Source organism: Klebsiella sp. A-Nf5 (assembly GCF_002810545.1).
GTDB lineage: Bacteria > Pseudomonadota > Gammaproteobacteria > Enterobacterales > Enterobacteriaceae > Klebsiella > Klebsiella variicola.
Genome location: NZ_PIOG01000068.1, coordinates 26,477 through 45,282, shown reverse-complemented (window position 1 = coordinate 45,282; position 18,806 = coordinate 26,477). Strand labels below are relative to the sequence as shown.

The 18,806-nt window shown below is 52.1% G+C and carries 17 protein-coding genes and 2 pseudogenes; 12 read left to right on the top strand and 7 right to left on the bottom strand.

Going from position 1 to position 18,806, the window contains the following annotated elements; all coding sequences use genetic code 11:
- Positions 1-61: 61 nt before the first annotated feature.
- Positions 62-1,012 (top strand): AraC family transcriptional regulator, encoded by a 951-nt coding sequence (locus tag CWM53_RS07345; protein WP_100730045.1) that lies wholly within the window; start codon positions 62-64, stop codon positions 1,010-1,012.
- Between the two features lie 149 nt (positions 1,013-1,161).
- Positions 1,162-2,592, top strand: coding sequence for an MFS transporter (locus CWM53_RS07340; protein ID WP_227521692.1), 1,431 nt, complete (start codon positions 1,162-1,164; stop codon positions 2,590-2,592).
- A gap of 124 nt (positions 2,593-2,716) precedes the next feature.
- On the opposite strand, the gene CWM53_RS07335 is transcribed toward CWM53_RS07340, so the two are convergent.
- Positions 2,717-3,463, bottom strand: a complete 747-nt coding sequence (locus CWM53_RS07335; protein WP_100730079.1) for an SDR family oxidoreductase — start codon at positions 3,461-3,463, stop codon at positions 2,717-2,719.
- 336 nt (positions 3,464-3,799) lie between these two features.
- Between CWM53_RS07335 and CWM53_RS07330 the strand changes: the two genes are divergently transcribed.
- Positions 3,800-4,747: a zinc-dependent alcohol dehydrogenase family protein gene (locus tag CWM53_RS07330; protein ID WP_100730046.1), complete on the top strand. Its 948-nt coding sequence runs from the start codon at positions 3,800-3,802 to the stop codon at positions 4,745-4,747.
- 50 nt (positions 4,748-4,797) lie between these two features.
- On the opposite strand, the gene CWM53_RS07325 is transcribed toward CWM53_RS07330, so the two are convergent.
- Positions 4,798-5,709 (bottom strand): LysR family transcriptional regulator, encoded by a 912-nt coding sequence (locus tag CWM53_RS07325; RefSeq protein WP_004110853.1) that lies wholly within the window; start codon positions 5,707-5,709, stop codon positions 4,798-4,800.
- 178 nt (positions 5,710-5,887) lie between these two features.
- Between CWM53_RS07325 and CWM53_RS07320 the strand changes: the two genes are divergently transcribed.
- The 6 genes from CWM53_RS07320 to CWM53_RS07295 all read left to right on the top strand — a co-directional run bounded on the left by CWM53_RS07320 (position 5,888) and on the right by CWM53_RS07295 (position 10,924).
- Positions 5,888-6,346 carry a cupin domain-containing protein gene (locus CWM53_RS07320; protein WP_100730047.1) on the top strand — a complete coding sequence of 153 codons (459 nt, stop codon included), beginning with the start codon at positions 5,888-5,890 and terminating at the stop codon, positions 6,344-6,346.
- Between the two features lie 12 nt (positions 6,347-6,358).
- Positions 6,359-7,135 (top strand): carboxymuconolactone decarboxylase family protein, encoded by a 777-nt coding sequence (locus CWM53_RS07315; RefSeq protein ID WP_100730048.1) that lies wholly within the window; start codon positions 6,359-6,361, stop codon positions 7,133-7,135.
- Between the two features lie 22 nt (positions 7,136-7,157).
- Entirely contained in the window at positions 7,158-7,895 is a 738-nt protein-coding gene (locus tag CWM53_RS07310) for an SDR family oxidoreductase (RefSeq protein ID WP_100730049.1), read from the top strand.
- 198 nt (positions 7,896-8,093) lie between these two features.
- Positions 8,094-9,302, top strand: a complete 1,209-nt coding sequence (locus CWM53_RS07305; protein WP_100730050.1) for an MFS transporter — start codon at positions 8,094-8,096, stop codon at positions 9,300-9,302.
- Positions 9,303-9,387: 85 nt separating this feature from the next.
- Complete coding sequence (locus CWM53_RS07300; RefSeq protein ID WP_100730051.1) at positions 9,388-10,431, top strand: alpha/beta hydrolase; 1,044 nt, start codon at positions 9,388-9,390, stop codon at positions 10,429-10,431.
- 64 nt (positions 10,432-10,495) lie between these two features.
- Positions 10,496-10,924, top strand: coding sequence for a cyclophilin-like fold protein (locus CWM53_RS07295; RefSeq protein WP_100730052.1), 429 nt, complete (start codon positions 10,496-10,498; stop codon positions 10,922-10,924).
- A 170-nt stretch (positions 10,925-11,094) separates the two neighbouring features.
- Here CWM53_RS07295 and CWM53_RS07290 read toward each other — a convergent pair whose 3' ends face one another.
- Complete coding sequence (locus CWM53_RS07290) at positions 11,095-11,979, bottom strand: LysR family transcriptional regulator (RefSeq protein ID WP_100730053.1); 885 nt, start codon at positions 11,977-11,979, stop codon at positions 11,095-11,097.
- Positions 11,980-12,243: 264 nt separating this feature from the next.
- Here CWM53_RS07290 and CWM53_RS07285 point away from each other — a divergent pair, with 264 nt between their 5' ends.
- Both CWM53_RS07285 and CWM53_RS07280 read left to right on the top strand, forming a co-directional pair.
- Positions 12,244-13,302 (top strand): alpha/beta hydrolase, encoded by a 1,059-nt coding sequence (locus CWM53_RS07285; protein WP_133123798.1) that lies wholly within the window; start codon positions 12,244-12,246, stop codon positions 13,300-13,302.
- Positions 13,303-13,443: 141 nt separating this feature from the next.
- A complete protein-coding gene (locus tag CWM53_RS07280; RefSeq protein ID WP_128347774.1) occupies positions 13,444-14,571 on the top strand; it encodes an MFS transporter in 1,128 nt (375 codons plus the stop codon).
- On the opposite strand, the gene CWM53_RS07275 is transcribed toward CWM53_RS07280, so the two are convergent.
- Positions 14,568-15,068: an Lrp/AsnC family transcriptional regulator gene (locus tag CWM53_RS07275; RefSeq protein WP_087050470.1), complete on the bottom strand. Its 501-nt coding sequence runs from the start codon at positions 15,066-15,068 to the stop codon at positions 14,568-14,570. The two genes, CWM53_RS07280 and CWM53_RS07275, sit on opposite strands and share 4 nt — an antisense overlap.
- Before the next feature lie 84 nt (positions 15,069-15,152).
- On the opposite strand from CWM53_RS07275, the gene CWM53_RS07270 reads away from it, so the two are divergent.
- Entirely contained in the window at positions 15,153-16,325 is a 1,173-nt protein-coding gene (locus CWM53_RS07270; protein ID WP_043016100.1) for an MFS transporter, read from the top strand.
- Positions 16,326-16,398: 73 nt separating this feature from the next.
- Here CWM53_RS07270 and CWM53_RS07265 read toward each other — a convergent pair whose 3' ends face one another.
- The 3 genes and pseudogenes from CWM53_RS07265 to CWM53_RS32150 all read right to left on the bottom strand — a co-directional run.
- Complete coding sequence (locus CWM53_RS07265) at positions 16,399-17,463, bottom strand: alpha/beta hydrolase (protein WP_100730055.1); 1,065 nt, start codon at positions 17,461-17,463, stop codon at positions 16,399-16,401.
- A 107-nt stretch (positions 17,464-17,570) separates the two neighbouring features.
- A pseudogene (locus tag CWM53_RS32155) lies at positions 17,571-18,044 on the bottom strand (flavodoxin); the annotation flags it as partial.
- Positions 18,032-18,790, bottom strand: a pseudogene (locus CWM53_RS32150) (IS3 family transposase); the annotation flags it as partial. The pseudogenes CWM53_RS32155 and CWM53_RS32150, both read right to left, overlap by 13 nt.
- Positions 18,791-18,806 lie beyond the last annotated feature (16 nt).

Here is an 18,806-nt window from a genome sequence, read left to right as displayed (position 1 = left end):
GGAAAGAGGAAAAATGGTATTTTAATATTGGCTAATAACGATTACTTATTCGAGAGTCTCAATGGACCCATTATCTGATGTTCTGCAACTGCTGTCAGCAAGCAGTTACATCACCAGCGGCCAGTCCGCAGGTTCTTGCTGGTCTATGCGTTATCCGGGCTTCACCGGAATGAAATTTATCTCCATTCGCAAAGGATATCTGTGGTTTCGTCTGGAAGCGGAAAAGGAATGGCTCAGATTGAATCCTGGTGACGGACTTATTCTGACACGCTCAGCCCCCTTTATAATGGCAACAGATCCTGGTCTGACTGCCGTCCCTTCGGAGAGCGTCCCGTATCAGCGACGCAATGGTATTGCGGATTACGGCGGTGAGGACAGCATCCTGTTGGCCGGTAAAATGGAGATTGATCCGATGCCAGCCAGTCAATTACTGAGCGTGCTTCCTGTGCTAATCCCGATTAAGACAGGGACAGAATCTTCCTCAACGTTATACTGGCTGATGGCCCGACTTCATGAGGAAAATTTATCCCGACTTCCGGGGGCGTCACTGGCAGGAAATCATCTGATGCAGCTCATTATGATAGAGGGTATTCGCGGTTGGATATTGTCTGAAGACTCAGGCCTGAGCGGCTGGATGGGGGCATTGAAAGAACCACGAATTCTTAAAGCCGTCGAAGCTATGCATACAACCCCGGAAAAGAACTGGCAACTGATTGAATTAGCTGGTATTTCTGGTATGTCACGGGCAGGCTTCGCGCGGCGGTTCAGCGAGGCGACAGGAACTACACCTTTGAGTTACCTCACGCACTGGCGGATGCATATCGCCAGCAGGGCGCTAAGGCTCAGCAGCGAGCCGGTTAAACATCTGGCTTTCAGACTTGGCTATGCTAATGAAAGTACCTTCAGTACCGTTTTCAAGCGTGTTTATGGGATATCACCCACGGCACATCGGGCTCAATATCGGGAAGGGCCCGTATACCCTCTTCGCCCTTACCAGCATAAAAGCCTCTGATATTCCCATGACTTTGTAGTAGTGATACTTTCACGAATGTATTATGGATTCTTGATTATTATCAGTCTCAGTCAGGAAGGTTATCATTTCCCGCACATATCAGCTGGTTCCTTGCCCTGACTCAGGGCATGGCTGCAGAACTGAAATAAATGATCTTTTTCGTCAGCGACGAAAAGACATCTATCAACGGGAAAAATAAAATGACTATTACACAGGCCAGCAAGCGGTTATTTACTGCGGCATCCTGCCTGGGGATCGTTCTTGTCCAGCTTGACGTAAGCATAGTCAATGTTGGGTTACATTCGCTTAAGGAAGCCTACGATGCTGCGGTTTCGGATCTGGAATGGGTTATTAATGCATACGCACTCGTTTTTGCTGCATTGATGCTGAGTTCCGGTAGCATTGTTGATCGCTTCGGTTCTAAAAAAACCTTTATAAGCGGGGTGCTGCTTTTCATCGCTGCATCTGTATGTTGTGCGCTGGCACCGACTATCTACTGGCTTGATTTTACCCGCGGGATACAGGGGATAGGGGCTGCACTTTTATTGCCCAGCTCACTGACTCTTCTTCGCCAGTATTTCTCAGATCCGCGTGAACGCGCATCCGCCATTGCGATGTGGGCGGCTGCCGGTTCTCTTGCGCTTGTGGCAGGTCCGGTTGCTGGCGGGCTGCTGATTAAGTTTTTTGGCTGGAAAAGCCTGTTTCTTATCAACTTTCCCCTGGGGATGTTGAGCGTAATAGTGATTCAGCGTCTGGGACCAGCGAGCCCGCAATCCAGCATCAAAATGAATCTCTCCAGTCAGGGGGTTATCATACTTGGGCTGGCAATGCTGACCTTTACGCTGACTGAAGCCGGGAATTATGGCTGGGCGAACCCTGTAATTCTAACCACCCTGGTGCTGGGCGTAGCGCTAATGGCGGTTTTTCATCGCGTCGATAACCGTTCAACAAATCCCGTTATTGCGAGAGGTGTCAGAGATAATCCATTGATAGTCAGCGCAGTGGTCGTTGGGTTTCTGTGTAACCTGGTGTTCTACGGGGCTGTCTTTATTTTCAGCATCTTCTTTCAGAACCGGCTACATTTATCGGCCCTTGAAACAGGTATCGCATTTATGCCGATGATGGCATTAACCGCTCTCGTTAATTTTTGTTCAAAATGGTTTTCAGCGTGGTTCTCTGTTCGGACACTCTCCATCCTGGGAAGCCTGATCAGCATGCTAGGGTTTGCGATAATTTTCTTCATTACACCAGGCTGGACTGCTGACCAGTTGTTCATACCGATGATTCTCCTGGGGAGCGGGACGTCATTTGCTATGCCAGTCATGACCAATGTCGTGCTGTCGCAGGCAACACAAAGTACTGCGGGGTCTGCCTCGGCGTACTTTAACTGTGCAAGGCAAATGGGAGGCGTAACAGGAGTCGCCGTTTTTGGGCTTATCCTGAGCACGGGTGGCGATGACATGACTCAGGGCTTACGGTTAGTCGCTTATGCGGCGGCGGCGGTGACACTCTGCTGGGTAATCGTCAGTCTGAAAAAGCTACCGTTTCTTAAGTTGCAGGCGCTGTCATCGCATGAGTAAAAATCATAATCCGGCTTTTTATATGCCTGACGATATTGTCTGAAACCTCAATTGGTCGGGGCCGCTATTGCGGCCCCGACCAGAATAACTGGACAATCAGAATTTAAGACTAGACGTCAACAGCTTATAATTCCTGAGCTGTTGGTCTGAAAATGATTTCACTGACGCCAACATCTTCTGGTTCGTTAATTGCGAAAGCCACCATACGAGCATAGGTTTCCGCTGGCACGCCGACGTTCTCGACGTAATCCTGATTTGCCGCCTTAACGTCTTTATCCGTTATATGATCAAGGAGCTCAGTTTTTACAGCACCGGGGGAGATTAATGTGGCGCGGATGTTATGTGCCGCCATTTCCTGACGTAAACCGTCGGTCAAAGCCCGGACAGCAAATTTTGTCGCTGAATAGACTGCTGAGCTCTGGAACACCAGATGTGCAGCAACTGATGCAGTGTTGATGATGTGGCCTGCTTTTTGTGATTTCATATGAGGCAGTACCGCTGCAATCCCATGCAGAACTCCGCGTAAGTTGACATCAATCATCTGATTCCATTCATCAACATTTCCCTGGTCCAGGCGGGAAAGCGGCATCAGACCGGCATTGTTGATCAGAACATCAACACGTCCAAATGTGTCAACTGCGATCTGAATGAGGTTATTGACGTCATCCAGTTTCGTCACATCAGTTGCGACGGCGATGGCTTCTTTATTCTGCTTTTGGAGTTCACTCACAATAGCCTCTATGCGGTCTATTCTCCGCGCGGCCATCACAACCTTAGCCCCTTTTTCAGCGAGATGACGTGCAGCTGCCTCACCCATGCCGCTGGATGCACCGGTGATTACAACGACTTTGCCTTTAATGTTATCGGTCATTTTACTCCCCTGAAAAAATTGATTTGCATTGATCATATTGAGCTAGCTGGATTCTGATTCCAGTAATATCAGTCTCTCAAGGACCAGTACCAGAACGAGGAAATCTTAGCAGAGGTGTATTGATTCGATAATAGTCATAAACTTCTAGTGTTTATGAATATGGCTCATAAATTAAGCTGGGGCTCGCTGCTGAAGTTGAACTGGTGAGGATATATCTCAGAAACACTATACTGCTTTTTCATCGGGAAGGGCCGCCATGAAGGGTAGCCAATGGATAGTCCGCCTGGACAATACTCATAATGATGAAATCTGAAAACACATAGTTTAGTTGCGATAATGATTAATAAAACACTTATTTACCGGGAATTTGGCAAACCAAACCGAGTTCTGCAACCTGAAAGAGTACTGAAGGAAAAATGTTCAGTGCATCATCTGCGTGTGAAAATGTTGTACTCGCCAGTGAATGCGTCTGATTTAATTCCCATCTCAGGAGCATACCGACACCGGGTGACTTTACCCGGGATTGCAGGATATGAAGGTGTCGGAGTGGTTATTGAAGCGCCAGCAGAATTTTCATCGTTTCTGGGGCGGCGGGTATTACCCTTACGCGGTGAGGGGACCTGGCAGACATATACTGACTGTCTTCCTGAGATGGCTATCCAGGTTCCTGATGATATTGATGATATCCTGGCATCAAGAGCTTACATTAACCCTTTAGCAGCCCGGTTAATGCTGCGCGATTACCCGCCTACCAAAAAAAACATAATACTCACTGCCGCTGGCTCAGATTGTGCTCTTCTGTTGGGCCAATGGGCTCTGCAACTGGGTGCCTCTTGTGTGTATGGTGTTTATCGGTCCCCACACCATAAAAGTAAACTTCAACGCTGTGGTATTACACCCGTACAGCAGAATGATACGGTACATCTTACAAGGTGTGCCAAAGGCAGTGATATTGTTTATGACGCCGTCGGCGGTTCGCTTGCTGAGTTTTTGCTGGGCAATATGAAGAGAGATGGAAGGTTTGTTTCTTACGGTTTACTTTCGGGTCATCCCTATAAAATCCAGCCAGCCTCGCCTGCGACAAGCTGGTTTCATATCCGTAATTATCTTGATGATTTCAGTAATGGCGACTGGCAGCTTGAGTTCAGCGATATCTGGCGACTACTCCGCAAAAGTGAACTGAACGAGTATCAGCTTTTTACGTCGAATCAATGGCGGGAGGCAATTGACAGTTACTATAAGTGCGGGCGCTTACTTAAACCCATATTGATGTTAAATAAATAGTCTGAAGGTCCGCTTTTCGCTCATAGCTGACCGTCATTTATCAGGAAAGATTAACTCTGATGCTTCTCGCGTGTTGAATAGCGAAGTTCATCAACTAGCAGGCTAAATGCCGGGGTGGGTTGTCGGTGGCCTGGATAGTAAAGGTGATATCCAGAGTAAGGTTCACACCAATCCTCAAGCACGCGAACAAGAGCCCCGGATGTTATATAGGGTTCAAGCTGCCCTTCTGGTAGATAGGCTAGCCCTCGACCTTCAAGCGCCGCTTTCAGTATCATGCTTCCCGTATTGAAAACCAGTTGACCATCAACTCGCACATTCAGTTCTCGCCCGTCCTTTTCAAACTCCCATGCATAGAGTCCTCCATGCCCGGAAAGGCGCAGGTTTATACAACAGTGTTCTGTCAATTCCTGTGGAGTAATGGGCGCATGCCGGTTACTGAAATAATCTGGAGATCCCGCCACTGTCATCCGCATATCTGGCGCAATACGAACAGCAATCATGTCTTTGGCAATAGTTTCTCCGGGACGTACACCGGCATCAAAACGATCTCTTACGATGTCAGTTAGCCCATAATCTGTAAGAATTTCGACTTTAATATCGGGGTATTTTTTAACGAGACGCGACACTGCTGGCCAGAGTATTGACTCTGCTGCATATTCTGTTGCGGTAAGTCGTATTGTACCGGCTGGCTTATCACGTAATTCACTCAGCACCATTAACTGCCGCTGAATATCCTCTATCTGAGGTCCAACTGAAGCGAGTAAACGTTCCCCAGCTTCAGTTGGGACAACTCTTCTGGTCGTTCGGTTAAGCAACCGGATCCCGAGTTGTGCTTCCAGAACACGAACAGTCTGACTGAGCGCTGACTGTGAAACACCCAGACGTTTTGCCGCTCGCGTGAAATTCTGTTCCTTAGCCACCACCATAAATGCAGCAAGGGCATTCAGATTATCATCAGCCATTTAGAGGTTCTCCTTATAATTTCAATCTCATTTTACCATCTAATCACTTAATACGTCCTCAGATATACTTTCTTCGTTCACTAAATAACCATTCCTCCCGACAAAAGGCGTTTTCATTTGCAGGGAATTAATGTAATCCGCTACGCCATTTAGCCGAAAGTAACCAGCGAGGTGAAAGATGAAAGCGATTATTGCTGCAGCAGCCATGTCCGTACTCGGTGCCGCCCAGGTATCTGCCGAAAGCATTGAGATCCGTCGTAACGGGCAGACCCCTTCTGTCGTCGGCAAGGCCGATAACTTCTCAGGGAATGCGATTGTCAGCCCGTTGTTGCCGCCAAACGAGTCCACGCGCGCCAATCTGGGCCAGGTGGATTTTGCCCCGGGCGCGCGCACGGCCTGGCATACTCATCCAGCCGGACAGTTGCTGATCGTTATGGCCGGTAAAGGCTGGGTTCAGGAAGAAGGTAAAGCGCGCCAGGATATCGTCCCGGGTGACGTTATCTGGATCCCTGCTACGGTACGCCACTGGCATGGCGCCACGGCGACATCCCCTATGAGCCACCTGGCCATGACGTACATGGCGGACGGAAAAAACGTGGACTGGCAGGAGCCCGTCTCCGACGAACAGTACCAATAATCCGGAGGTCAGATGAAAACTTCAACGGCAGTTGCGCTGGCGCTTTCTCTCGGATCGGCTGGCACCCTTGCAGAAACGGGGGCGCAGCGGGGCCCGCTGTCAGACACCGACATAGAGGCAGTATCCCCCGCGCTCGGACGCTATGCCAGCACCAGGATGGCAGGAGACCTCTGGAAAAGAAACGATTTGTCGCCACGCGATCGCAGCCTCGTTACCGTTGCAGCGGTTATTGCCCGGAATCAGACCGTACTTTTACCGGAGCAGCTGGAGCTGGCGCTGAAAAACGGTGTCAAGCCGGCGGAGCTTTCTGAGACCATCACGCAGCTGGCGTTCTATGCCGGCTGGGGCAATGCCATTACGGCCGCAGCAGTTACGAAAGAGATATTCCTGCAAAAAGGAATTAACGCTGAACAGCTTCCTCGCGCGGAGGAGACGCTTCTGCCGATCGATGAAAAAGCAGAAGCAGAGCGCGCTGCCCGTGTGGAACAGAGTATCGGTAGCGCGGCGCCGGGGCTTGTCAGTGATACCACCGATGTGCTTTTCCAGGAATTGTGGCTTCGCCCTGGGCTTGCACCACGGGATAGAAGTCTGGTGACCGTGTCTGCCCTTATCGCAAACGGGCAGATACAGCAAATACCGCCGCACCTTAACCGGGCAATGGATAACGGCCTGACCCGGCAGCAGGCTTCAGGCGCACTGAGTCAGCTTGCGTATTATGCCGGGTGGCCTAATGCTTTCTCAGCAGCGCCGGTTTTCAAAACGGTGTTTGAGCAGCGTGAATCGAAATAACCATTCCTTACAGGAGGACAGTATGTCTCAGGGTATCGAAAACAAAATCATCGTCATCACTGGGGCCAGTAGTGGCCTGGGGGCAGAAACAGCCCGACACCTGACGAGGCTGGGCGCAAAAGTTGTTCTGGGCGCACGCCGTATGGAGAAACTCGAGCAACTTGCCGGCGAACTGGGGCTGGATACCAAAGCAGTACTGCGCACCGACGTGACGGACCGCGCACAGGTCCAGTCCCTTGTTGACCGGGCGGTAGAGTTGCACGGCCGTATTGACGTCATCATCAATAACGCCGGCTTAATGCCGAGTTCCATGCTCGACAAGCTGAAGGTGGATGAATGGGACCGGATGATCGACGTGAACATTAAGGGCGTACTTTACGGTATTGCCGCCGCTCTGCCGTATATGAAAGCCCAGAAGTCCGGACAATTTATCAACGTGTCATCAGTAGCCGGACACAAAGTTGGGCCCGGCGGTGCTGTCTATGCCGGTACCAAATGGGCCGTACGGGCTATTTCAGAAGGCCTGCGTCAGGAAGTGAAGCCCTGGAATATCCGCACAACGATTGTTTCTCCCGGCGCGGTAGATACCGAACTGACTAAAACCATCACCGACGAAGATATTGCGAAAGGTATGTCGAAAACCTACGAGAATGCGATCCCGGCGGATGCTTTTGCGCGGATCGTTGCATTTGCCATCAGCCAGCCTGACGACGTGGATGTTAACGAAATACTTTTCCGGCCAACCGTGCAGGTTTATTAAACCATCAACAGGCGGGTAGCTGACGCCTGCATTATTTCCGGATGGTTTATATCATCTGGAAATAAAAAGAGTAGGACCAAATAACACATCTTTGAACTCAGGAAATTCAAACCCGAATTTTCTGCGGGCCACATCGTGCCCTAAAAACGAAATACGTAAACGACATTCTGTTCATTAAAAGGTAAGAGGCTGCATTAAATGCCTGTAAAACATTCTCACACTAAGTCCGGTGCCGGTGTTGTCTCAGCGCTGATGCCGGTAATGGCTGCGGTACTGGTCGGCTTTATTATTATCGGTGTGGCACTGCCCGTCCTGCCGCTGCATGTCAAAAATGACCTGGGCTTCGGGACGTTTATCGTGGGCCTGGTCGCCGGGGCACAGTTTGCGGCATCGCTGATTTCCCGGGTGTGGTCCGGGAGTTATTCAGACAGGCGCGGCCCCAAAAAGGGGGTGGTGGCCGGGCTCATCGCCGCTGCCGTTTCAGGACTACTGTACCAGGTGTCGCTCTGGCTCGTCGGCATGCCGGTACTGTCTGTGGGTGTATTGCTTGCCGGGCGCGCGATCCTTGGCGGGGCGGAAAGCTTCATCATTACCGGCGCCGTGGCATGGGGTCTGGCCCTCGTGGATAAGGAGCATGCAGGTAAGGTTATCGCCTGGGTGGGTACCGCGATGTTTGCCGCTATGGCTCTGGGCGGGCCGGTAGGCACAATGTTATTCGAAGCCTTCGGCTTTGAGGCGATCGCACTGCTGACGTTTCTGCTTCCTTTACTGGTACTGGCGTATCTTGCTCGCATGCCCGCAGTTGCGCCCCATCCACATGCCGCGCAGGCAACCTTTGGCTCGGTCATGCACGCGGTCTGGTTACCCGGACTGGGCGCCGCGCTTGCCAGCACGGGCTACTGTACCATCCTGGCCTTCAGCTCACTGTATTACAGCGCCATGAACTGGCAGCCCGTCTGGATGGCATTCACTGCCTTTGGCGTTGCGCTGATTGCTGCCCGGACCGTTGCTGGCCATCTGCCAGATCGCTTTGGTGGCGCGCGTATTGCGCTGATTTTTGTGCTCGTACAGGCCGCCGGGCTGTTCCTGATATGGCTTGCCGGTACGTCCCTGATTGCGACGACAGGTGCTGCCTTAGCCGGTTTTGGCTACTCACTGGTTTACCCGGGCCTCGGTATTGAAGCCATCAGTGGTTCAACACCCCAGAACCGCGGCATGGTGATGGGCATCTACACAGCATTTCTTGACGTGGCGATGGCGATCGGCAGTCCTGCGCTCGGCTGGATAGGGAGCCACCTGGGACTGAACGCGATATTCCTGGCCGGCGCGCTGACAGTGCTGTCCACCGCTGTGGTGGCGTTCTTGCTGTTAAAACGCCCGGGCCAGAGTAAACAAAATCCGGCCTGAATAGGTCCTGCTGTCCGGAAGTTTAATGTTCTCCGGATTTTTCACTCCGTTTGTCTTAACACCGTTATTTAATTCAGGAGGTAATATGAAATTGCATTCAAAAGGGAAATTAAAAACCCTGGCCGCGCTGACAATACTGAGCGTTGCTCTGGGTATGGGGGCAAACATAGCTGTCGCGGCGGATATGTCCCACGGTGCGGATAATTTCTATAAAAGCGATAAGGTGAAGACTGAAACCGTTAAATTCAAAAATATTTACGGTATGGAGGTTACCGGCACGCTATTTACTCCACGCAATATGGAAGCCGGTAAAAAATATGACGCCCTTATTGTCGGCCATCCTTTTGCTGCAGTAAGACAGCAGGCTGCTAACCTCTACGCAACCAAAATGGCGGAAGCCGGTTTTGTTGCGCTGTCCTTCGACCAGTCTTTCTGGGGTGAGAGTGCGGGTACGCCGCGAGGGGCCGTGCTGCCGGATGTGTATGCAGAAAACTTCAGCGCTGCAGTTGATTTCCTCGGAACGCGCGCATTTGTGGATCGTGAAAAAATTGGCGTGATAGGTATCTGCGGTAGCGGCGGCTTTGCCATCGCCGCGACGAAAATGGATCCCCGCATCAAGGCGCTCGCCACCGTCAGCATGTACGACATGGGTGAATATTTCCGTACCGGTCTGAACCATGAGCGGACCGTGGAGATGAGAAACAAGGACCTGGCGATTGCCGCAGAACAACGCTACAAAACCGCGGAAACCGGACAACCCGTTTATGGGCCAGGGCAAAACGATCCGGTGTTCATCGAAGGTAAAGAGTCCAATGACTTTTATCAGACGGAGCGCGGTAAGGTGGCATCCAACGATCGCCGCTCAACACCGGCGACCTATGTTAAGCTCATGAACTTCCATCCGTTTATTGATATCGAGTCCATTTCACCGCGACCAATACTCTTTGTCGTGGGTGATGCTGCACCATCCCGCACCTATACCGATACCGCTTACAAAATGGCCGCAGAGCCGAAAGAGCTGGTGGAGATTAAGGGTGCTAACCGTATCGACCTGTATGACCGCACTGAACTCATCCCGTGGGACAAGCTGGTCTCATTCTTTAATACCAATCTGAAATCAGATAAATAATGTTTCTGAACGGCACTATTGCAGTGCCGTTATTCCTGAAAATATAAAAACAACGGAGAGTTTTATGTTCAAACCAATCATGCTTGCTCTGGCCTCCCTGACGGCTGTGTCATTCTCATCTGTGGGTGCCGAGGTTGAAGGCATCCGGGTCAAGATCACGGCGGGTGACCAAGTGATGACGGCAACGTTTTATGACAACGCCACCACCCGGGCGCTGGTCTCTCGTTTCCCGCTGACGCTGCCCATGGAGGATTTATATGGACGTGAAATGTGCTACCGGTTCCCGGATGCGCTGCCGGCAAACGAAACGAAAACTAGCGGTTATGACGTGGGCGATATTGTTTACTGGGCATCCCGCCACAGCTTCGTCATCATGTACGAACAGAACAATGAACGGATAGGTAACCTTCAGAAAGTGGGTCGTATCCACTCTGGAGTTGGGATTTTCAGGCATACGGGTAATATTGATGTGACATTTGAGATGGCACATTGATTGCAATTCAATTTCGATAATTTGATGCAGTAACATTATTTGTCTTCATTGAGCATAACTTAGGTGTCCGGGTCAGCGTCCGCTTTTCGCTCAAAGCAGACCTTGGAATTGAAAGCAGAGGGACTACCTGACACAATTTTGCACAGTGAAGAGTCGGGCGTTGTTAACGTTCAGATTTTCAATGTATCAATGACCATCCGCAGGGCGGGAGAGACGTTGCGATGGGGATAATAGAGAAACAATCCTTCCATTCGCAGGCTGTAACGCTGCAACACCCTGATAAGCTTACCGCGTTCTAAATCATCCGCGACCAGTTCAACAGGAACATAGGCCAATCCGAGGCCCAGTCGGGCGGCCTCTGCTTCCATATAGCTGTCGGATAAGGCCCATTGCCCTTCGGGTTGATGAGTGATTTTTTTATCATCCTGAGTGAGTTCCCACTGGTATACGCTGCCGTCGGCAAACTGATAGGCGATACAGGGATGCGTCTTTAAATCTGTCGGGGTTTGCGGAAAAGCGTAGCGACGAAAATGTTCCGGAGTCCCCACAATCGCCATCTCCATATCGGGCGTGATGCGCACCGCGACCATGCCCTGGCCGACTTCAGGCCCCAGACGGACACCAGCATCGAATCGCTCTTCGATGATATCGACGAACCGGCTCTCATTCATCAGTTCCAGTCTGATATCAGGATAGCGCTGTTTAAATACCGCCAGCTTTGGCAGCAGGCATTTATCAATCGCGTGCTGGCTGGCATTGATACGTACCGTACCGGAGGGCGTCTCTCGATAGTGCGCCAGCGTGGCAAGCCCAAGATCTAACGTATCAAATCCAGATGCCGTCTTCTGGTAGAGCTGCTCGCCTGCTTGCGTCAGCGATAGTTTACGCGTGGTGCGCACCAGCAGCTGGACGCCCAGCCTTTCTTCAAGCTCGCGAACAGAACGGCTGACTCCTGACTGAGCAAGCCCCAGCCGCTGAGCCGCTGCGGTAAAGCTGCCTTCTCGCACCACCTGCATAAACAGGTACAGCTCGTTGTAGTTCTCCCTTTTCGCCATTGAAAAATCCCCCCGGAATGACAGCAAATTCAGTATTGATTTATAACAATATGGTATCAATCTTAGCAGTAATCGCCCCCTAATCAGCACTAATTCTGCTCACTATAATGACCCCATCAAAGCAAAGCACCGCAGCGTTGTCCGTCGGAAACCTGTATCTCTCTGTTGTTTTTTATGGGGATTTTTATGAAAGCCTTCACCCGAACGCTAAAAACCGCGATGCCGGCCATGCTGTTATTCGCATCATTAAGTGGAGTCACGACAATGAGTTATGCTGATTCAACCAATCCTAATGCCCCTGTGTCCATGACAGATAAATGGGATAAAACGTTCGCCGAGAGCCAGAAAGTCGAACATCGTAAAGTCTCGTTCCCGAACCGATATGGCATCACCTTAGTGGGCGATCTTTACCTGCCTAAAGACCGTGGCGATCGCAAGCTGGCGGCGATTGCGGTCAGTGGGCCATTTGGCGCGGTGAAAGAGCAATCCAGCGGCCTGTATGCGCAGACGCTGGCGGAACAAGGGTTTGTTACCCTGGCGTTCGATCCTTCTTACACCGGGGAAAGCGGCGGCTATCCGCGAAACGTCGCCTCACCGGATATCAACACTGAAGATTTCAGCGCGGCGGTGGATTTCTTAGGGCTGCAAAAAGAGGTGGATCGCAACCGTATCGGGCTGCTCGGTATTTGTGGCTGGGGCGGCATGGCGCTGAACGATGCCGCGATGGATACCCGCGTTAAAGCGGTGGCTACCAGCGTGATGTACGACATGAGCCGGGCGATGGGCCATGGTGTGGGGGATGGCAAAGACCGTTATTCCACCGCCGACCGTCGTGCTGTTCTGCAATATCTGAATGAACAGCGCTGGAAGGATGCGCAGAGCGGCACGTTCGCACACGGTGCTCATGATATTAGCGTCGACAGCAACGGCAAGGTCAGCGCGGGCGAGCGCGTTCTGCCAGAAACGCTGCCAGCAAATCCACATCCGGTACTGAAAGAGTTCTTTGACTACTATCGCATGCCGCGCGGCTTCCACGAACGTTCCGTTAACTCGACCGGGGCGTGGACGGCAACGATGCCGATATCATTTATGAATATGCCGCTGCTGAGCTACGCCAGTGAAATCACCATCCCGACGCTGATTGTGACTGGTGAAAAAGCGCATTCACGCTATTTTGCTGAAGATGCTTACAAGGCGGTCGGTAGTAAAGACAAAGAGCTGGTGGTGGTGCCTGGGGCAAATCACGTGGATCTGTACGATAACGTGGCCGGAAAAATACCTTTCGCGAAATTCGAACAATTTTTCCAGACCAAACTGAAATAAACCCTCTCCTGAATTGATGCAAAGCCACCGGCCTCTGGCTGGTGGCTTTTATCCTGGCCTTCGTGAAATTTCACTATGTCGACGCTAAACCAAACACCATCACCTCATCATCAGCGCGCATACTGGGGCGGTATTTTTGCCATGACCCTGTGCGTGTTTGTGCTGATTGCTTCTGAATTTATGCCCGTCAGCCTGCTCACGCCGATTGCCCGCGATTTAGGCGTGACGGAGGGGTTGGCTGGGCAGGGGATTGCTATCTCCGGCGCACTGGCGGTTCTGACCAGCCTGACGCTTTCAACGCTAGCAGGAAAGATGAATCGTAAATTCCTGCTGCTGGGAATGACGGTTCTGATGGCCGTATCGGGGCTTATTATTGCGCTGGCTTCCAGTTATCTGATGTATATGATCGGTCGCGCGATGATCGGTATGGCGATTGGCGGATTCTGGTCGATGTCTGCGGCAACGGCGATTCGTCTGGTGCCGCAGCAACAGGTCACGCGTGCGCTGGCGATTTTCAATGCCGGTAATGCGCTGGCGACGGTCGTGGCCGCGCCGCTGGGAAGCTATCTGGGTGCCACGGTCGGATGGCGAGGCGCTTTCTTGTGCCTGGTGCCCATCGCGGTGGTCGCCTTTATCTGGCAGTGCATCAGCCTGCCCAGTATGGATGCGAATAAAAGCCGCACGTCACCTGGCGATGTATTCCGCATACTTAGCCGCCGCGTGGTTGCGGTTGGCATGCTGGCCTGCGGCCTGTTTTTCATGGGCCAGTTTACGCTATTTACCTATGTGCGCCCGTTCCTGGAGACCGTGACGCGGGTTGATTCCTCAGGCTTGTCGTTGATTTTGCTGATTATCGGCGTAGCCGGTTTTATCGGCACGCTGGTTGTTTCGACATTCCTCAACAGAAAATTCTACCCTACGCTGATGGCCATACCTGGGTTGATGGCCGTCATTGCCATCGGCCTGATGCTGACCGGGCATCTGGTCTGGACGGTTTCGTTGCTGTTAGGGCTCTGGGGCATGCTGGCCACCGCTGCGCCAACCGGATGGTGGACATGGATTGCGCGTACGTTGCCTGATAACGCAGAAGCAGGAGGCGGGCTCATGGTCGCGGTGATTCAGCTCTCCATCGCCCTTGGATCAACGGCAGGAGGCATCGTGTTTGACCACCTCGGTTGGCAGAGCACGTTTGCCATGAGTAGCGTGCTGCTCCTTTGCGCGGGCGTACTGACCTTTTTTACCGCACGCCAGAAGGCCGGTGCGCGTTAATCCGGCGAGGGGCCGCGCTCCAGAAAAGTGGAAAGCGCAATATAGCTGCGTACGGAACGTACGCCCTCAAGGCTCTGAATCTCCATCAGGAAATTTTCCAGCGATTCGGTATCGGCGGCGCGTACTTTGATAAAGACGCAGCCGTCGCCGGCAACGGTATGCAATTCTTCCACCTCCTTGCGGCTGGTGAACTGCAAAAGGGCGCGCGTCGCCTGATAGCTACTGGTGTCGATAACCAGAAACGTTAACAGCGTCCGTCCCAGCTTGCAGCCATCCAGGACCGCCACGGTACCCTTGATCACCCCATCGCGCTTCAGTCGTTTTACGCGATCGTGAACCGCCGGGGCTGATAAGTTCACAATCTCACTCAATTCCGTGTAGCTGCGTCCTGCATCCTCTGCCAGGGCACTTAATATTTTTCGGTCAATGGCATCCAATTCCGCCGGTTTATGTCTTGTCTGCCGAATACCATCTTTTTCTTTATCAAATGCGCTCATAGGGCTTCTCAATCTGAATGAAAATATGAATATACTTAATTCTACCTAATATTATTAAGCCATAAAACGAATAATGGAGTTGCAATGCCTATCGCACTTTTCGCCCTCGCCGTGGGCGCATTTGGTATCGGCCTGACGGAATTTGTCATCGCCGGGATCCTGCCACAAATCGCAGCAGAATTTAGCGTCAGTATCCCGAAGGCGGGAATGATGGCGACGTCATACGCGCTGGGCGTATTTATTGGTGCACCGCTGTTAACGATTATTGGCGCGAGGATCCCCCGCAAGGCCATGCTGATTACGCTGGCGGGTATTTTTACGGTCGGTAATATCATTACGGCCATCGCGCCGACGATGGCGATAGCAATTGTCGGTCGTATTATTACCTCTTTTAATCACGGTGCCTTTTTTGGTATCGGCTCGATTATTGCCGCATCGCTGGTGGCACCCGGACGCCAGGCAAGCGCCATTGCCTTTATGTTTTCGGGGCTGACGTTAGCCAATCTGCTTGGCGTTCCGGTGGGTACGTGGCTTGCGCAAACCTTTAGCTGGCGGCTGGTATTCTGGATCATTGCTGGTATCGGGGTGCTGACGATGGCAAGCATAGCCGTGCTGGTTCCGCATATTGCGAAAGGCAAAGCTATTGCTTTACGCAACGAACTGAGAGCCTTTGTTGACCCGCAGGTGCTGCTGGTCATGGGGATCACGATTTTCGGTCCGGCCGCCTTTTTCACCTCGATTACCTATATTGCGCCAATGATGGTGCAGGAGGCCGGTTTCTCCTCAGGCGGCGTGGCAGGGTTAATGGTGCTGTTTGGTCTGGGACTTGCTGTCGGTAACTGGATTGGTGGACGCTTCGCTGACCGCTCTCTGTTTGGCACGCTGTTCGTTACCCTCGCGGCTCAGGGGTTGGTGCTGCTGGTCTTCTGGGCGGGTGTTGAAAGCCAGTGGGTTGCCGGCATCTCAGTCTTCCTGATGGCGGCCTTCGGCTTCGCGACGGTCTCACCGATTCAGAAACTGGTTATGGAGCGCGCCAGCCATGCGGGAGCCCCGACAATGGCGGCCTCGGTCAATATCGGCATGTTTAATCTGGGAAATGCGCTGGGGGCATGGGCCGGTGGGGTAACCATTGCTGCGGGTTTTGGACTGGCTTCTCCGAACTGGGCGGGCGCAATTCTGTCCTTCATTGCGTTGGGCCTCGCTGTTCTTGCATGGCAAAGTGCGCGTAAAGGTTATATTTTGCCGGTACTTGAATAAGTTACACAAGGCGATGAGCGACCACTATGTGTTGGGCGCTCTTTTAAATGATTTAGGTGATTTTCTAAAACGGCTACTGCAAATTTTGCTCTTTCAAGAATTTACTCACCAAATCAGCAATCTGCACATTATTTAAATCAGAGAACGGGAAGTGGGTATTCCCTTTGATTCCCACTTCAGGTAGATGCGTCACCGTGACATCCCCGCCATGCTTGTTCACCACGTCACGCCACTCACGCGCCATCGCCAGACGTACTCGCCAGCTGTCCTGCGCGGGCATGGCGACAGGCTTATCCGGTATGTTATCGCCGTAAATAATCAGAATCGGGATTTTGGTCAGTGCCATAAACTGCGCTATTGGCACAGGCTCACCCTTCAGCGTGTCGAACGCGCTTGGCATAGGGGCTGGGAGTTCTTTTTCCGGGAAGACAAAGCTGCTGCCAGGCTCAAAAGCGACAATGGCTTTGACCTTGTTGTTTTTCATCGCCGTGTACCAGCCAGGTCCGCCGCCCTGAGAGTGGGTGAAGAGGATTGCCGGGCCGGATTTATCCACGACGGCGGACATTGCATCCGAGATAACATTGATATCAAACGGTCCGGTATTCGGGGTCATCTGACGGAAATACTGATTCAGTGCTTCTTTGTCGTGAGAGAACTGAACGCCCTTAAAATACTCTGGCCACACGCCAACGCGGAACTGATTGAACCACATTTGTTCATCCGGTTTTGGCGTAACAGTACCTTCTACAGTCGTGCGTCCGGCGCTGCCCCGACGCGGCTGATCGACAAGATAAGTTGAGAACCCGCGACGCAGGAATATATTCTGGAACCCTTCGCGCCCATCCGGGGTACTTTCCCAGGTACGGGAGAACTGACCTGCGCCGTGCAGCATGACGATAGGGTATTTATGCGGATTCTCCGGGATTTGGTAGAACACTGAGGCATGATCGCCATGATAGGTTTGGCCAGCAGAGTCCAGCGGCTTTTTCGCGTCAAATTTTCCTGGTGCGGTGATGATGGTGCCACCAGCAGAAAAGCTTCCCTGTTCCTGAATGACCAGCGGCTCGGCATAGACCGACTGAGCCACCAGACCACCCGCCATTACGCAGATGGCCAGCGTTTTTAAGATTGTCTTCAAGATTACATCCTCTGTTATGTTTGCTGTTCAATCATATCTGAGTTGTCAGCGTTAATTATTTAGTACCCCTGATTGCCCTTATTTGGCAGACTCATGAATGCGGACGATTAAATGCGTATTGTCTCTAACCAGCTGGTGACCGTTTCAGTGGTTCTTCGCTCCTGGTCGCATTCAATGACCAGCGGTTTTTCCCGACGTGCAGTCGGAGCAAGACGGGTAAGGATGTCGTCGCTGTCTCCTTTACCGTAGCCACCGTGAGTAATGAAGGGGATGAGTAATTTGCCCGCAAGGTTGTGGCTGCTGAGAAATGCTTGCACAACAGGCGGCACGCTGGTCCCCCAGATCGGAAAGCCTAAATACAGGGTCTCGTAGCGTGAAATATCTGCGACGCTATTTTTCAATGCGGGTTTGACTCCCCGCTCACGCTCATTTTTCGCCTGTTCAACGGTCTGAAAATAGTCTTCCGGATAAGGCGTAGCCGGTTCGGTTTCAAACAGATCGGTATTCAGGCTGCGGTGAATGACGCCCGCAATCACCCGTGTATTTCCGCTGCGGGAAAAGTACGCCACCAGACAGCGATTTCCGGCCCAGATATACGTAATATCTCCGCACCACACCCGGTCTGGCTCGGGCACAGCGAACTGACGCTCGAGCAGATTCGGCAGGCAGGTATGCGCCTGACGGGCATTTTTGTACTGATGTTTTCCGGGCTGACAACTGCTCAGGTTCAGATATTTCATCAGACGTCCGGCACGGTAACGGCTCATCGGGACGCCGTTTTGGGTCAGCATGTCAGCCAGAGTGCGTGCCCCCGCAGAGCCCCGACTCTGGTTCCACGCCCGACGTATTTCGCTGCACAACCTGACGTGTCCCGGATTAACCATATCGCGTCGTTTTCGCCAGTACCGGTAACTGCTGCGGTGTATTTCCAGCGCGGAGCACAGGCTGACAACCGTGTGGTTGTCACTCAGTCTGGCAACTATCGTGAACCGTTCAGCGAGTCGGACATCAAGAGCGCAGTAGCCTTTTTTAATATCGTATTTTGCTCCTCCAGACGGCGAACCTGCTTTTCCAGCTCGCGGATACGTTGCTGGTCTGGAGTAATCGGTGTGGCAGAGGGCGTAATTCCCTGGCGCTCTCGCCTGAGCTGGCATACCCAGCTCTCAAGCGTGGTAGAACCGACATTCATCGCTTCACTGGCTTGTCGATAGGAGTAGCCCTTATCAACAATCAGCTGTGCACATTCCAGCCTGAACTCGGGGGTGAAAGTACGCTTAGTTTTCTTGTTCATTAAGTCACCTGTTTTGTGTTGAGGTGAGGATATCACCTTTAATCAGGTGGCC